This window comes from Salmonella sp. SJTUF15570 (assembly GCF_043357055.1).
Taxonomy (GTDB): Bacteria; Pseudomonadota; Gammaproteobacteria; order Enterobacterales; family Enterobacteriaceae; genus Salmonella; species Salmonella enterica.
The window spans coordinates 37,575-53,031 of record NZ_JBEUKJ010000008.1; the positions used below are offsets into that span (position 1 = coordinate 37,575).

At 53.8% G+C, this 15,457-nt stretch carries 17 protein-coding genes; 9 read left to right on the forward strand and 8 right to left on the reverse strand.

Going from position 1 to position 15,457, the window contains the following annotated elements; all coding sequences use genetic code 11:
• Nucleotides 1–6: 6 nt before the first annotated feature.
• Nucleotides 7–993, reverse strand: a complete 987-nt coding sequence (gene zipA / locus ABVN44_RS16515; RefSeq protein ID WP_023231430.1) for a cell division protein ZipA — start codon at nucleotides 991–993, stop codon at nucleotides 7–9.
• Nucleotides 994–1,224: 231 nt separating this feature from the next.
• Here zipA and cysZ point away from each other — a divergent pair, with 231 nt between their 5' ends.
• The 5 genes from cysZ (at nucleotide 1,225) to crr (ending at nucleotide 6,088) form a co-directional block, all read left to right on the forward strand.
• A complete protein-coding gene (gene cysZ / locus ABVN44_RS16520) occupies nucleotides 1,225–1,986 on the forward strand; it encodes a sulfate transporter CysZ (protein WP_000255008.1) in 762 nt (253 codons plus the stop codon).
• 163 nt (nucleotides 1,987–2,149) lie between these two features.
• Nucleotides 2,150–3,121, forward strand: coding sequence for a cysteine synthase A (gene cysK / locus ABVN44_RS16525; protein WP_000036904.1), 972 nt, complete (start codon nucleotides 2,150–2,152; stop codon nucleotides 3,119–3,121).
• 383 nt (nucleotides 3,122–3,504) lie between these two features.
• Entirely contained in the window at nucleotides 3,505–3,762 is a 258-nt protein-coding gene (gene ptsH, locus ABVN44_RS16530) for a phosphocarrier protein Hpr (RefSeq protein WP_000487600.1), read from the forward strand.
• 48 nt (nucleotides 3,763–3,810) lie between these two features.
• Nucleotides 3,811–5,538: a phosphoenolpyruvate-protein phosphotransferase PtsI gene (gene ptsI, locus ABVN44_RS16535; protein WP_000623118.1), complete on the forward strand. Its 1,728-nt coding sequence runs from the start codon at nucleotides 3,811–3,813 to the stop codon at nucleotides 5,536–5,538.
• Between the two features lie 40 nt (nucleotides 5,539–5,578).
• Nucleotides 5,579–6,088, forward strand: coding sequence for a PTS glucose transporter subunit IIA (gene crr, locus ABVN44_RS16540; protein ID WP_000522253.1), 510 nt, complete (start codon nucleotides 5,579–5,581; stop codon nucleotides 6,086–6,088).
• 163 nt (nucleotides 6,089–6,251) lie between these two features.
• On the opposite strand, the gene ABVN44_RS16545 is transcribed toward crr, so the two are convergent.
• Both ABVN44_RS16545 and pdxK read right to left on the reverse strand, forming a co-directional pair.
• Nucleotides 6,252–6,491: a hypothetical protein gene (locus ABVN44_RS16545; protein ID WP_000844541.1), complete on the reverse strand. Its 240-nt coding sequence runs from the start codon at nucleotides 6,489–6,491 to the stop codon at nucleotides 6,252–6,254.
• The gene (gene pdxK / locus ABVN44_RS16550; protein WP_000529613.1) at nucleotides 6,488–7,354 is read right to left on the reverse strand and encodes a pyridoxine/pyridoxal/pyridoxamine kinase; all 867 of its coding nucleotides are present in this window, start codon (nucleotides 7,352–7,354) and stop codon (nucleotides 6,488–6,490) included. The genes ABVN44_RS16545 and pdxK overlap by 4 nt, the downstream gene beginning before the upstream one ends.
• Before the next feature lie 82 nt (nucleotides 7,355–7,436).
• Here pdxK and ptsJ point away from each other — a divergent pair, with 82 nt between their 5' ends.
• The 4 genes from ptsJ to ABVN44_RS16570 are packed head-to-tail and all read left to right on the forward strand — an operon-like array spanning nucleotide 7,437 to nucleotide 10,454.
• On the forward strand, nucleotides 7,437–8,729 hold the full coding sequence (gene ptsJ, locus ABVN44_RS16555; RefSeq protein WP_023231429.1) for a transcriptional regulator PtsJ: 1,293 nt from the start codon (nucleotides 7,437–7,439) through the stop codon (nucleotides 8,727–8,729).
• 14 nt (nucleotides 8,730–8,743) lie between these two features.
• Nucleotides 8,744–9,463, forward strand: a complete 720-nt coding sequence (locus ABVN44_RS16560) for a type 1 glutamine amidotransferase (RefSeq protein WP_023231428.1) — start codon at nucleotides 8,744–8,746, stop codon at nucleotides 9,461–9,463.
• Between the two features lie 58 nt (nucleotides 9,464–9,521).
• Nucleotides 9,522–9,902 (forward strand): YfeK family protein, encoded by a 381-nt coding sequence (locus tag ABVN44_RS16565; RefSeq protein ID WP_000710730.1) that lies wholly within the window; start codon nucleotides 9,522–9,524, stop codon nucleotides 9,900–9,902.
• Between the two features lie 12 nt (nucleotides 9,903–9,914).
• Nucleotides 9,915–10,454, forward strand: a complete 540-nt coding sequence (locus tag ABVN44_RS16570; protein WP_023231427.1) for a transglycosylase domain-containing protein — start codon at nucleotides 9,915–9,917, stop codon at nucleotides 10,452–10,454.
• A gap of 130 nt (nucleotides 10,455–10,584) precedes the next feature.
• Here ABVN44_RS16570 and cysM read toward each other — a convergent pair whose 3' ends face one another.
• The 5 genes from cysM to cysP form a co-directional block, all read right to left on the reverse strand.
• Nucleotides 10,585–11,496, reverse strand: coding sequence for a cysteine synthase CysM (cysM, locus tag ABVN44_RS16575; RefSeq protein ID WP_023231426.1), 912 nt, complete (start codon nucleotides 11,494–11,496; stop codon nucleotides 10,585–10,587).
• A 67-nt stretch (nucleotides 11,497–11,563) separates the two neighbouring features.
• Nucleotides 11,564–12,661 carry a sulfate/thiosulfate ABC transporter ATP-binding protein CysA gene (gene cysA, locus ABVN44_RS16580; protein WP_000021076.1) on the reverse strand — a complete coding sequence of 366 codons (1,098 nt, stop codon included), beginning with the start codon at nucleotides 12,659–12,661 and terminating at the stop codon, nucleotides 11,564–11,566.
• A complete protein-coding gene (gene cysW, locus ABVN44_RS16585; protein ID WP_000852705.1) occupies nucleotides 12,651–13,526 on the reverse strand; it encodes a sulfate/thiosulfate ABC transporter permease CysW in 876 nt (291 codons plus the stop codon). Before cysW ends, cysA begins: the two co-directional genes overlap by 11 nt.
• The gene (gene cysT / locus ABVN44_RS16590) at nucleotides 13,526–14,359 is read right to left on the reverse strand and encodes a sulfate/thiosulfate ABC transporter permease CysT (protein ID WP_000881746.1); all 834 of its coding nucleotides are present in this window, start codon (nucleotides 14,357–14,359) and stop codon (nucleotides 13,526–13,528) included. The genes cysW and cysT overlap by 1 nt, the downstream gene beginning before the upstream one ends.
• Entirely contained in the window at nucleotides 14,359–15,375 is a 1,017-nt protein-coding gene (cysP, locus tag ABVN44_RS16595; protein WP_000290274.1) for a thiosulfate/sulfate ABC transporter substrate-binding protein CysP, read from the reverse strand. The genes cysT and cysP overlap by 1 nt, the downstream gene beginning before the upstream one ends.
• Between the last annotated feature and the right edge of the window lie 82 nt (nucleotides 15,376–15,457).

Consider the following 15,457-nt stretch of genomic DNA (forward strand, 5'->3'; position numbering starts at 1 on the left):
TTAACCTCAGGCGTTAGCGTCCATCACCTCGCGGATGCGGTCCTGATATTCGCGCAGTTTCTGCGGCGTCATCATCCGACGCTGGTCATCCAGCACGACGCCACCGACCTCATCAGCGATATGCTGCGCGGATTGCAGCATCAGCTTGAAATTCTGCAGCGCATCGCCGTAAGACGGTACCTGCATAAAGATAGTGACGCCAGGCGTAGTGAAGTCCGTCATTTCAGGATCGAACGTTCCCGGATTGACCATATTCGCGAGACTGAACAAGGCCGGGCCGCTGCCGTCCGGGCTCAAATGACGATGGAAAATATTCATATCGCCAAATTTAAAGCCTGACTGCTGAATACTGTTCAGTAACACTTCACCATTAAGCTCGCTGCCATGATGGGCCGCGACGTTCATAATGATGACCGCCTCTTTACGCTGCGGTTTTTCCACAACCGGCGCTTCTTCCACTACCGGTTCCGCCTCAACCACAGGTTCCGCAGGCTGGAAGGTTTGCGCTGATGGCGGCGGCGCGGGCTGCGCAACAGGCTGCGGCGCTTGCGACGGCGGTGCAGGCTGCTGTTGCGGCGGCTGTACCGGCGGCGCAGATGGCTGAACCTGCTGAGGCTGCGGCGCAGGTTGGACCGGTTGCTGAACCGGCTGTTGCATCGGCGCTTGCGGCTGCGGCGGCACCGCTGGACGCGGTTGCGCAGACGCATAAGGCGGCTGGTACTGGTGTTGCGGCGACTGACGAGGGGCATCATGCTCCTGCGACTGGCCGGGGGCATGATTTACGCGGTGAACACGAACTTCACCCACGCCTTCGTCTTCTTCGACATCGTCGTCATACGAGTCGTCGTCGCGTTTCGATTTCATGCGTTTTAGTGGACGATCGCGGAACATAGAAGATCGTTCTTTACGGCTGGTCCAGAAACCATGTACCAGTAAAGCGATTATGGCGATCGCGCCAACAATGATTAATATCAGACGCAAATCCTGCATCATTATATTCTCTGTTGTTCTAACACCTTGCCACCACGGCAAACATTTACTCACTAAGAGTATTTGCCGATTACGTCAAGTGCAAGTGTACTGTTGGCTTTCGCAGCATAAAGATGAAGGAAAATGTGCTTTTTGCTGTTTTTTCGAACATTTCCGAACTATCCACCGTCTGATAACCGGGTAAGATATCCCACGTTTACCCAGGGCTTTAAGAAAAAGGAGTATGTCCTGAATATGGTTTCATCATCCACAACCGTACCACGTAGCGGCGTCTATTATTTCTCGCAAGGATGGAAGTTAGTCACCCTACCGGGAATCCGCCGCTTTGTTATTTTACCTCTGCTAGTCAACATTGTGCTGATGGGCGGCGCATTTTGGTGGCTGTTTACCCAGCTTGACGCCTGGATACCTTCGTTGATGAGTCATGTGCCGGACTGGCTGCAATGGCTGAGCTATCTGCTGTGGCCGATTGCAGTTATCTCTGTTCTGTTGGTCTTTGGCTATTTTTTCTCTACCCTCGCCAACTGGATCGCCGCGCCGTTTAACGGCCTTTTAGCCGAACAGCTTGAGGCGCGGTTAACCGGCGCCACGCCGCCAGATACCGGCATACTCGGCATCATGAAAGATGTACCGCGCATTATGAAACGTGAATGGCAAAAGCTGGCGTGGTATCTGCCGCGTGCTATTGTGCTGCTGGTTCTCTATTTTATTCCTGGCATTGGCCAAACCATCGCGCCGGTGCTGTGGTTTTTGTTCAGCGCCTGGATGCTGGCGATCCAGTATTGCGACTACCCGTTTGATAACCACAAAGTGCCGTTTAAAACGATGCGCGCCGCGTTGCGCACGCAGAAGGTGGCGAATATGCAATTTGGCGCGCTCACCAGCCTCTTTACGATGATTCCGGTGCTTAACCTGTTCATTATGCCTGTCGCCGTCTGTGGCGCGACGGCAATGTGGGTTGATTGCTGGCGTGCTAAGCACGCGTTATGGAAATAACGTAAAAATGTATAAATAAGAGATGGCTTATCCTGTCTCTTATTCCATACTGATAACCATTATTCCCCATCAGCATATAGATATGCGAAATCCTTACTTCCCCATATCTGGCTGGAAGGTATGCTGGGAAGGTATCCCAATTTCATACAGTTAAGGACAGGCCATGAGTAAGATTTATGAAGATAACTCGCTGACTATCGGTCATACGCCGCTGGTTCGACTGAACCGTATCGGTAATGGACGCATTCTGGCGAAGGTGGAGTCGCGCAACCCGAGCTTCAGCGTCAAGTGCCGTATCGGCGCCAATATGATTTGGGATGCCGAAAAGCGTGGCGTACTGAAACCTGGCGTGGAACTGGTGGAGCCGACCAGCGGCAACACCGGTATTGCGCTGGCGTATGTCGCCGCCGCGCGCGGTTACAAACTCACCCTGACCATGCCGGAGACCATGAGCATTGAACGCCGCAAGCTACTCAAAGCATTAGGCGCGAATCTGGTGCTGACCGAAGGGGCGAAAGGGATGAAAGGCGCTATTCAGAAAGCCGAAGAAATTGTCGCCAGCGATCCGCAAAAATATCTCCTGCTCCAGCAGTTCAGTAACCCTGCCAACCCGGAAATCCATGAAAAAACCACCGGCCCGGAAATCTGGGAAGACACCGATGGTCAGGTGGATGTGTTTATCTCCGGCGTCGGCACTGGCGGTACGTTAACCGGCGTCACGCGTTATATCAAAGGGACGAAGGGTAAAACCGATCTTATCACCGTTGCGGTAGAACCCACTGACTCCCCGGTTATCGCCCAGGCGCTGGCTGGTGAAGAGATCAAACCAGGCCCGCATAAAATTCAGGGCATCGGCGCAGGCTTCATCCCGGGCAACCTGGATCTGAAACTGATTGATAAAGTGGTTGGCATCACCAATGAAGAAGCCATTTCTACCGCGCGCCGTCTGATGGAAGAGGAAGGTATTCTGGCGGGAATTTCTTCCGGCGCCGCGGTTGCTGCAGCGCTTAAGCTGCAGGAAGATGAAAGCTTTACCAATAAGAATATTGTGGTTATCCTACCCTCATCAGGTGAGCGTTATCTGAGCACCGCGTTGTTCGCCGATCTCTTTACTGAGAAAGAACTGCAACAGTGATGCCAGCATGTTAAAAACGCGTAAAAAAGCACCTTTTTGGGTGCTTTTTTGTGGCCTGCTTCAAACTTTCACCTCACCTGGCATTGATTCACCCTGCCGGAACTGGTATTTAACCAGACTAATTATTTTGATGCGCGAAATTAATCGTTACAGGAAAAGCGTTAGCTGAATCGATTTTATGATTTGGTTCAAATCTTCCTTTCGCGGCATAATGTTTAATGACGAGCGAAACGTCAGCGGCCATAAGTTGCCAGCAACGGATTGCGTAGAACACCTTTTGTGTCGCGTCCCGTTTACGCCGGCGCTAACAATACAGGCTAAAGTTGAGCCGCCAGGCTAGACTTTAGTTCCACAACACTAAACCTATAAGTTGGGGAAATACAATGTTCCAGCAAGAAGTTACCATTACCGCTCCGAACGGTCTGCACACCCGCCCTGCTGCTCAGTTTGTTAAAGAAGCAAAAGGCTTCACTTCTGAGATTACTGTGACTTCCAACGGCAAAAGCGCCAGCGCGAAAAGCCTGTTTAAACTGCAGACTCTGGGCCTGACTCAAGGCACCGTCGTCACCATCTCCGCAGAAGGTGAAGATGAGCAGAAAGCGGTTGAACATCTGGTCAAACTGATGGCGGAACTCGAGTAAGTTTTTTTCCGGGTTCTTTTAAAAATCAGTCACAAGTAAGGTAGGGTTATGATTTCAGGCATTTTAGCATCCCCGGGTATCGCTTTCGGCAAAGCACTGCTGCTGAAAGAAGACGAAATCGTCATTGACCGGAAAAAAATTTCTGCCGACAAGGTTGATCAGGAAGTTGAACGTTTTCTGAGCGGTCGTGCCAAGGCATCTGCGCAACTGGAAGCGATCAAGACAAAAGCTGGTGAAACGTTCGGTGAAGAAAAAGAAGCCATCTTTGAAGGGCATATTATGCTGCTCGAAGATGAGGAGCTGGAGCAGGAAATCATAGCCCTGATTAAAGATAAGCACATGACGGCTGACGCAGCCGCACATGAAGTTATCGAAGGTCAGGCCACTGCCCTGGAAGAACTGGATGACGAATACCTGAAAGAGCGTGCGGCTGACGTACGTGATATCGGTAAGCGCCTGCTGCGCAACATCCTGGGTCTGGCCATTATCGATCTGAGCGCGATTCAGGAAGAAGTTATCCTGGTTGCCGCTGACCTGACGCCGTCAGAAACCGCACAGCTGAACCTGCAGAAAGTGCTGGGCTTCATCACCGACGCGGGCGGACGTACGTCTCATACCTCCATCATGGCGCGTTCTCTGGAACTGCCAGCGATCGTAGGTACCGGTAGCGTCACCTCTCAGGTGAAAAACGGCGACTATCTGATTCTGGATGCCGTAAACAACCAGGTTTACGTCAACCCGACCAACGATGTTATTGAGCAACTGCGCGCCGTCCAGGAGCAGGTTGCGACCGAGAAAGCGGAACTCGCAAAACTGAAAGATCTGCCGGCAATCACGCTGGATGGACATCAGGTTGAAGTTTGCGCCAACATCGGTACCGTTCGCGACGTTGAAGGCGCTGAGCGCAACGGCGCGGAAGGCGTTGGTCTGTATCGTACTGAATTCCTGTTCATGGATCGCGACGCGCTGCCGACGGAAGAAGAGCAGTTTGCCGCCTATAAAGCGGTCGCTGAAGCGTGCGGCTCGCAGGCGGTTATCGTCCGTACCATGGACATTGGCGGCGACAAAGAGCTGCCGTACATGAACTTCCCGAAAGAAGAGAACCCGTTCCTGGGCTGGCGCGCCGTGCGTATCGCCATGGATCGCAAAGAGATCCTGCGTGACCAGGTTCGCGCGATTCTGCGTGCCTCCGCTTTCGGTAAATTGCGCATTATGTTCCCGATGATCATCTCTGTTGAAGAAGTTCGCGCGCTGCGCAAAGAGATTGAAATCTACAAACAGGAACTGCGTGACGAAGGTAAAGCATTTGACGAAAGCATTGAGATTGGCGTGATGGTGGAAACACCGGCTGCGGCGACAATTGCGCGTCATTTAGCCAAAGAAGTTGATTTCTTTAGTATCGGCACCAATGATTTAACGCAGTACACCCTGGCAGTTGACCGTGGTAATGATATGATTTCACACCTTTACCAGCCAATGTCACCGTCCGTACTGAACTTGATCAAGCAAGTTATTGATGCTTCTCATGCAGAAGGTAAATGGACTGGCATGTGTGGTGAGCTTGCAGGCGACGAACGTGCTACACTTCTGTTGCTGGGGATGGGTCTGGACGAATTCTCTATGAGCGCCATTTCTATCCCGCGCATTAAGAAGATTATCCGTAACACGAACTTCGAAGATGCGAAGGTGTTAGCAGAGCAGGCTCTTGCTCAACCGACAACGGACGAGTTAATGACGCTGGTTAACAAGTTCATTGAAGAAAAAACAATCTGCTAATCCACGAGATGCGGCCCAATTTACTGCTTAGGAGAAGATCATGGGTTTGTTCGATAAACTAAAATCTCTGGTTTCTGATGATAAGAAAGACACCGGAACTATTGAGATTGTTGCCCCGCTCTCTGGCGAGATCGTCAACATCGAAGACGTGCCGGATGTAGTTTTTGCTGAAAAAATCGTTGGTGATGGCATCGCTATCAAACCAACCGGTAACAAAATGGTCGCCCCTGTTGACGGTACCATCGGCAAAATCTTTGAAACCAACCATGCGTTCTCTATCGAATCCGATAGCGGCATTGAGCTGTTCGTTCACTTCGGTATCGACACCGTTGAGCTGAAAGGCGAAGGCTTCAAGCGTATTGCTGAAGAAGGTCAGCGCGTGAAAGTTGGCGATCCGGTCATCGAGTTCGATCTGCCGTTGCTGGAAGAAAAAGCCAAGTCTACCCTGACTCCGGTTGTTATCTCCAACATGGATGAAATCAAAGAACTGATCAAACTGTCCGGTAGCGTGACCGTGGGTGAAACTCCGGTTATCCGCATTAAGAAGTAATTCTTGCCGCAGTGAAGAATGGCGCCTTTGGGCGCCATTCTTTTTGCCTGTAGGCCGGATAAGGCGCTTGCGCCGCCATCCGGCGATGGTGCGGCGTACTGCCTGATGGCGCTACGCTTATCAGGCCTACAAGGTTGCGAACATTTCAGCGCCAATCCACGGGTTACAACTGCGAGGTCACCGGGCGAAAGCACTTCTCGCGCATCAGGATCTTCATCCCATCCGGGCCACTCTCCAGCATCCTGCGTTCGGAATCGGACACTTGCAACTCGCACTGATAGCCGCCAGTGATGCCAAACATCGCCCGCGCCACGCAGATATCTTCCAGCGCGTCCAGCCCGCTCGTTTCAAAATGCCCCACGATACGCCCCTGCTGGCGAACCACCAGCCGATAACTCTTCATCGCGCCTCCCCTGCCGGCGGCAGAATTAACTCATCACAGCCACACTGCTGTGTCCAGGTCATCACCTCCAGCACGCGCTGCGCCGCATCTTTTGCCGCGGTCGTCAGTTTTTTCCCCTGCACAATACCGCTAACCAGCTCGGCGCAGAAGAGATCTCCCGTCCCTTTTAATTCCGTCGCCACCCGCGGATGGGCAAAGACCTCCACGACCTGCGCGGTAACAACGGCAACCGTTATGGTCTCCAGAGATTCGCCCGGCGCGCTGGTGATAACCACCCATTTCAGCGTATCGGAAAGCAGCGATTGCGCCGCCGCCACCGCCTCTTCCAGCGTGCGACACGGTTTACCACTCAGCATCTCCAGCTCAAATACGTTCGGCGTTAGCCCCTGCGCCTGCGGCAACAAATGTGTGCGATAAGCCTGCGGAATTTCCGCCTGCACATACATTCCACTGTCGGTATCGCCAATGACCGGATCAACAAGAATACACACCTCCGGATGCGAAGCCCGGATCGCCATTAGCCACTTCGAAAGCAAGACAATTTGGTCTGCGCTGCCCATGTAACCGGTGGTAATCGCTTTTAATTCACGTAGCGCATCGCGCTCATTCAACGCCGTAAGGTAGCCTGCAAACCACTCGGCGGGAATAATGCCGCCATAAAACGTTTTATAGTGCGGCGTATTGCTGAACAGCACCGTCGGGACCGCCGTCACGCGTAGTCCCTGCGCTTTAATGGCCGGAACAGCGATACTGTTGCCTACGCTGCCGTACACGACCTGTGACTGGACGGCGACGATATCGGTCTGTAACGCCCGATGGTTGTCGTCGAAGAGCACTGACTGAATATCACTCTCTTGTCCCATAAAATTTTCCTCTCGCTGGACAGCAGGCTACCGCCTCATTATCATTGTCATATGCTAAAATTCATTTTGTCATAGGTCAATAATGATCGACGGAAAAACCGCTAACGAAATTTTTGACAGTATCCGTCAACACATTATCGCCGGCACGTTACGGGCGGAGGATTCGCTCCCGCCGGTACGGGAGCTGGCAAGCGAATTAAAGGTGAACCGCAATACCGTCGCAGCGGCGTATAAACGGCTGATAACGGCGGGACTGGCGCAAAGTTTAGGCCGCAATGGGACGGTGATTAAAGGCAGTCCGTCTCCCGTAGCGCTGGAAGGCGGCGATCCACATACGCCTCTGCACGACCTTTCCGGCGGCAATCCCGATCCGCAGCGTCTGCCTGACCTTAGCCGTTATTTTGCCCGTCTCAGCCGCACGCCGCATCTCTACGGCGATGCGCCCGTTTCCCCTGAACTACACGCCTGGGCGGCGCGCTGGCTACGAGATGCCACCCCCGTCGCAGGCGAAATTGATATCACCAGCGGAGCTATCGACGCTATCGAAAGACTGCTTTGCGCGCATCTGCTGCCGGGCGACAGCGTCGCGGTGGAAGATCCCTGTTTTTTAAGCAGTATCAATATGCTGCGCTATGCCGGTTTTAGCGCCAGCCCGGTCAGCGTAGATAGCGAAGGAATGCAGCCTGAAAAGCTGGAACAGGCGCTAAATCAGGGCGCGCGGGCAGTGATCTTAACGCCGCGCGCGCACAACCCTACCGGCTGTAGCCTGAGCGCTCGCCGTGCCGCTGCGCTGCAAAATATACTGGCGCGTTACCCTCAGGTAGTGGTCATTATCGACGATCACTTCGCCCTGCTTTCTTCGTCGCCCTGGCAGCCGGTTATTGCGCAGACAACGCAACACTGGGCGGTGATACGCTCCGTTTCCAAAGCCCTCGGCCCCGATTTACGTCTTGCTATTGTCGCCAGCGACAGCGCGACCTCGGCAAAACTTCGGCTGCGGCTAAATGCCGGTAGTCAGTGGGTCAGCCATCTGTTACAGGATCTGGTCTACGCCTGCCTGACCGACCCTGAGTATCAGCACAGGCTGGCGCAAACGCGGCTGTTTTACGCCGCCCGGCAACAAAAACTGGCCCGCGCCCTACAGCAATATGGCATCGCCATTTCTCCCGGCGACGGCGTGAATGCCTGGCTCCCGCTGGACACCCATAGCCAGGCTACCGCGTTTACGCTGGCAAAATCCGGCTGGCTGGTACGTGAGGGAGAAGCCTTTGGCGTAAGCGCGCCGTCTCACGGTCTACGTATCACGCTGTCGACATTAAATGACAGCGAGATCAACACGCTGGCAGCTGATATCCATCAGGCGCTAAATCGCTAACAGGAGAAAATAACGTGCGAGTTCATTTTGTTGTCCATGAGTCGTTTGAATCCGCTGGCGCTTATCTGAAATGGGCTGAAGATCGCGGTTATACCATTTCATGGTCGCGCGTCTATGCCGGAGAAGCGCTACCGCCCAATGCCGATAAGTTCGATATGCTCGTGGTATTTGGCGGTCCGCAGTCGCCGCGCACCACCCGCGAAGAGTGCCCGTACTTTGACTCTCGCGCCGAACAGCACTTAATTAATCAGGCGATTACGGCCCGGCGAATGGTTATCGGCATTTGTCTTGGTTCGCAGCTCCTTGGCGAGGCGCTGGGCGCCGCTGTGTGCCAAAGTCCGGAAAAAGAGATTGGTCACTACCCTATTACGCTCACTGAAGCCGGTCTGCGGCATCCGCTTATCGCCCACTTTGGCTCCCCGTTAACCGTCGGCCACTGGCACAACGATATGCCAGGAATCACCGATCAGGCGACCGTGCTGGCCGAAAGCGAAGGCTGTCCACGTCAGATAGTGCAGTACGGCAATTTTGTCTACGGCTTCCAGTGTCATATGGAATTTACCGTCGAGGCGGTTGAAGGATTAATCCAACATTCGCAGCAGGAGCTGGCCGACGCGCAAGGGAAGCGTTTTATCCGCTCGGTTGCCGAGATGCGCGCATGGGATTACCAGCAGATGAATGAAAAGCTGTGGCGTTTTCTGGATGAACTCACGCTGGCGCACTCACAGAAATAACCACACCAGGAGTGCAACTTATTACCCGGCTAACGGTCTGAGGTGCAGTGATTATTGCATGAAAAAGGATTTTACCATGAAGAAAATTGTCTGCGCCGTCGTTGCGCTCCTGCTGACCCTACCCGCCTGGGCGAAGCTAAACGCCCATGAAGAAGCGCGCATTAACGCCATGCTGAATGCGCTGGCGCAGAAAAAGGATCTGACATTCGTTCGTAACGGTGATGCGCATAACTGCGAGGAAGCCGTATCGCACCTGCGCTTAAAACTGGGTAACACACGCAATCGTATCGACACCGCCGAACAGTTTATCGATAAAGTCGCGTCGTCGTCGTCCATCACCGGAAAACCCTATATCGTTAAAATTCCTGGTAAAAGCGATGAAAACGCGCAGCCTTATTTACATGCGCTTATTGCGGAAACGGATAAGAATGTTGAGTAAGAAAAAATCATAATGCCAGGCGTGTTACTGTGGTTTTTTAAAGGCGTTATCGCGCTTCTGTTAGCGTTTGCTGTAGGGTTAACCGTTTACTATTATCTGGAAATTCGTCCCATAGCCCAGACCGTATTACAGAGCGCCTCTTTCTGGTTGTCCGAATCGCCGCAGACGCGTTTTTTGCGCCGCGCTACGGCCAAAATACACCCCAAATCTTATACTGCCAGATTGCTCTATACCCAAGCCGGCGTGGATGGGCATTTCAGGACCGCGATCTGGGTGTTCTGGTTGGACAGCCTGTACCGCGACGACGAGCTGTATGCCATGATGCTGGCGCAAGCGTATTATGGCCGGGATTCGCAGGGTAACGCGGTTTACGGTACGAAAAATGCGGCGTTAACGTTATTTCACGTACCAGTGACAGAGATGACCTGCCAGCAACAAGTACAACTGATTTATATGTTTAAAGCGCCGTCACTTTACCGGCCTGGTTCAGCCAGGCTGGTAGAAAGCAGCAAGCATTACATGACGCTTTGCCAGGAACAAATACAACAATAAGAACAACAGACGAGCTTTTATTATAAAAGGCGGCGGTAATGCGCTGGCGCACACGGGAAATCGGCAGGATATTCCCGCTTGTCAAAGGCGCCGTTGCCTGTGTTTATCCCAATCAGCTGAACCCATTAGTTTAAATCCCTGCCCCCTGGCTGAAATGCTCTTCACCAAACACGCCGGTAGACAAGTAACGGTCGCCGCGATCGCAGATGATCGCCACCACTATCGCGCCGGGCGTGGCACGTGCGACGCGTAACGCGCCCGCTACCGCGCCGCCGGAACTCACGCCGCAGAAAATGCCTTCACGAACGGCCAGTTTACGCATGGTGTTTTCGGCATCATTCTGGTGAATATCCAGCACCTCATCTACCAGCGAGGCGTTAAAAATGCCCGGCATATATTCCGCAGGCCAGCGGCGAATGCCCGGAATACTGCTGCCCTCTTCCGGCTGCAGGCCAACGATGGTGACCGGTTTTTCCTGCTCGCGCAGAAAACGCGACACGCCGGTAATGGTGCCGGTAGTGCCCATGCTGGAGACAAAATGGGTGATACGCCCTTCGGTTTGCTGCCAGATTTCCGGGCCGGTGGTGGTGTAGTGGGCATACGGGTTATCGGGGTTGTTAAACTGATCGAGCAGTTTGCCCTCGCCTCGTTCAGACATAGCGAGCGCTAAATCGCGCGCCCCTTCCATTCCCTGCTCTTTAGTGACCAGAATCAGTTCCGCGCCATAGGCCCGCATTGCCGCCCGACGCTCCTGACTCATGTTGTCTGGCATCAACAGCTTCATGCGATAACCTTTCAGCGCGGCGATCATCGCCAGCGCAATGCCAGTGTTGCCGCTGGTCGCTTCAATCAGGACATCGCCCGGTTTAATTTCCCCGCGCTTTTCCGCCTCGACAATCATCGATAGCGCCGCGCGATCTTTCACCGATCCTGCCGGATTATTGCCTTCCAGCTTGACCCAGATTTCACTGCCGTTATCCGGCCCCAGCCGTTGTAATTTGACCAGCGGCGTATTGCCGATGGTTTGTTCTAATGTATTCACGTTTTCAGCTCGTAAAAAAGCCCGGTATGCGTAGCGCCACCGGGCGATAACTATACAAATTAACCTATCAGGCCGATTGCGCCAGAGCAAGTTCCTCTTCACGCGTTTCAATACGCTGGTCGCCGTTATACAGACGCGCTTTTTGCAGTCCAACAAACAAACGCTCGCCGCGAACCGGAACATCCTCACCCGCCATCACCACCGTCAGCGGATCGTGATACCACCCCAGCGGCTGCACCACTAGCTGTGTATAGTGACCTTTCGGGCTGGCCTCAATGACCTGTACTGGTAGCGGAGAATCCAGGCTGGTGCGGCGGCTAATATCCACCTCCCACGGACGCAGGAACAGATCGACCGGCCCCTGGTACGCGGGCGTATAACCCAGCGGCCAGCGATGCGCGCCAACGTGAAACTGCCCGCCGCGGACGGTGCCTGTCAGGCGGTTCACCTCGCCCATAAACTCCAGTACGAAGCGGGTTGCCGGTTCACGCCACACCCGATCCGGCGCGTCAGCCTGTTCGATATTGCCCTGACTCATTACCACCACCCGATCCGCCACTTCCGTCGCTTCTTCCTGATCGTGGGTGACAAAGACGCTGGTGAATTTCAGTTCTTCATGTAACTGGCGTAACCAGCGACGTAACTCTTTACGTACCTGGGCATCCAGCGCGCCAAAGGGTTCATCCAGCAGTAGAATTTGTGGTTCTACGGCAAGCGCGCGCGCCAGCGCCACGCGCTGTTTTTGTCCGCCGGAAAGCTGGGCGGGGAAGCGATCCGCGAGGTGCGCCAGTTGCACCATCTCCAGCAATTGCGTCACTTTCGTTTTAATCGCCGCCGCAGTTGGCCGGTCGCGTCGCGGCAGCACCGTCAGGCCAAAAGCGATGTTGTCAAACACCGTCATATGGCGAAACAGCGCATAGTGCTGAAACACAAAACCGACTTTACGCTCACGCGCGTGCAGGCGGCTAACGTCCGTACCGTGGAAACGAATATGGCCGCTGGACTGATGTTCCAGCCCGGCAATAATGCGCAGCAGCGTCGTTTTGCCGGAACCAGACGGCCCCAACAAGGCAACCATCTGGCCGGAAGGAATATCCAGCGAGATATCATTCAGTACCTGAGTGCGACCAAACGATTTCTTAATTCTGGCGATCTCAATGCTCATGATTTTCCTCCTGTTGCGCGCGTTTTTCCTGATTCTCCAGACGCCATTGCAACATGCTCTTCAAAAACAGGGTAATAATCGCCATTAGCGTCAACAATGCGGCGGCGGTAAAGGAGCCGACGGTGTTGTAGTCCTGCTCCAGTAATTCAATCTGTAACGGTAGCGATAACGTTTCGCCGCGAATCGAGCCGGACACCACCGACACCGCGCCAAACTCGCCAATCGCGCGGGCGTTGGTTAACACCACGCCGTAAAGTAGCGCCCAGCGAATATTCGGCAACGTCACGCGGCGAAACATTTGCCAGCCGGATGCGCCCAGTAAAATCGCCGCCTCATCTTCCTGACTGCCCTGACTGAGCATCACTGGCACCAGTTCGCGCACCACAAACGGACAGGTGACAAAAATAGTGACCAGTACCATCCCCGGCCAGGAGAACATCATTTGCAAATTATGCTCATCCAGCCAGCCGCCCAACGGGCCGTTGGAACCATAAAACAACAGATAAACCAGACCGGCCACCACCGGTGAGACGGCAAAGGGAATATCCAGCAGGGTCAGCAATAGCTGACGTCCGGGGAAGTTAAAGCGCGTCACCAGCCACGCCAGCAGAATGCCGAACACCAGATTCACCGGCACTGCGATCAAGGCAATCAACACCGTCAGCCAGATGGCGTGCAGCATGTCCGGATCGGCCAGATTTTGCAGTACCGGCATTAACCCTTTGCTGAACGCCTGCACGAAGATGTAAATCATCGGCACCAGCAGGATAAACGCCGAAACCAGCATCCCGACGCCAATCAAAAACCATTTTCCCCAGTTAATACGGGGGACGTCGTATCGCTTCAATTGAGTCACTTCCGCCATTAATGACCTACCACACGTCGACCAAAGCGACTTTGCAGAGTGTTAATTGAGAACAGCAGCAGCAGTGATGCCGCAAGGATCACCGAGGCAATGGCGCTGGCAGCTGGGTAATCAAACTCCTGCAAACGCACAAAAATCATCAGCGAGGTCACTTCTGTTTTCCAGGCGATATTTCCGGCGATAAAAATCACCGCGCCAAACTCGCCCAGGCTACGGGTAAAAGAGAGCGCCACGCCGGCAATCAGCGCAGGCGACAGCTCAGGCAGCACGACTTTGCGAAAACTTTGCAGGCGGGTGGCCCCTAGGGTTTGTGCCGCTTCTTCATATTCCGGCCCCAGCTCTTCCAGTACCGGCTGGACGGTGCGTACCACAAATGGAATGCTGGTAAAGGCCATCGCCACCGCAATACCGAGCCAGGTATAGGTCACTTTGATATCAAACTGCGCTAGAAACTGACCGTAGAAACCGTTCACTGAGAACAGCGAGGCCAGCGTTAACCCCGCCACCGCTGTCGGCAGCGCAAACGGCAGATCCATCAGCGCATCCAGCAACGTGCGCCCTGGAAAACGGTAGCGGGTTAAAATCCACGCCATCAACAGGCCAAACACGCCATTAAAAATCGACGCCACAAATGCCGCCAGCAGCGTCACTTTATAAGCAGCCACCACCTGTGGGTTGGTCACGACATCCCAGTATTGCGACCAGCTCATCTGTGAGAGCTGCATCACCAGCGCGCTCAACGGCAACAGCAGGATCAGGCAGACAAACAGCAAACTGGTGCCGAGGCTTAACGTAAAGCCGGGCAGCACGCGTCGGGAAGAAACGGCAAGCATTACTTACGCCCCGCCGCCAACAGTTTGTCCAGCTCGCCGCCGCTGGCAAAGTGCGTTTTCATCACCTCAGGCCACGTGCCAAACTTGTCTTCCACGCGGAACAGTTCGGTTTGCGGGAATTTATCTGCTTGCTTGCCCATGATTTCCGGATTATTCACGCGGTAGTAGTAATGGGTGATGATGGTCTGCGCCTGCGGGCTATACAGCCAGTTCAGGTAAGCTTTGGCGGCTTTTTCTGTGCCGTTGGCCTGCACGTTTTTATCTACCCAGGCAACCGGGAATTCAGCAAGAATGTTCGTTTTCGGGATCACCACTTCAAATCCCTGGGCTTCATATTGTTTGCGGATGTTGTTCACTTCCGATTCAAAACTAATCAGCACATCGCCCAGACCACGCTCGGCAAAGGTAGTCGTAGCGCCGCGGCCGCCGGTATCAAACACTTCGACGTTTTTCAGGAACTGGGTCATAAACTGTTCGGTTTTGGCTTTATCGCCGCCGTCCGCGTTATCCGCCGCGCCCCATGCCGCCAGATACGTGTAACGGGCGTTGCCGGAGGTTTTCGGGTTAGGGAAAATCAGCTTCACGTCGGAACGTACAAGATCGCTCCAGTCGTGAATATTTTTCGGGTTCCCCTTGCGCACCAGGAAGCCCATAGTGGAATAGAATGGCGAACTGTTGTTCGGCAGACGGCTTTGCCAGTCGGCAGGGATCAGTTTGCCTTTATCATGGAGAATCTGTACGTCAGTCACCTGATTGTAGGTCACGACGTCTGCCTTCAGACCCTGCAAAATCGCCAGCGCCTGTTTTGATGACCCGGCATGAGACTGCTTAATCGTCAGCTTATCGCCGCCGTTATCCTTCGCCCATTGTTGCTCAAACGGCGGGTTAAGGGCGGCAAACAGCTCGCGGGAGACATCGTATGAGCTGTTCAGCAGCTCCGTTGCCTGCGCCTGCCCTGCCAGTAACAGCATTGCTGCCAGCGTCAGGGGTCTCTTTTTCAGTAAGTTAACGGCCATTGCGCACCCTTATAAATTTAATGACTTTCTTATGGTCATCATATTTATAACCAGCGCTAAAGGAGTAACGGTTTTATATACC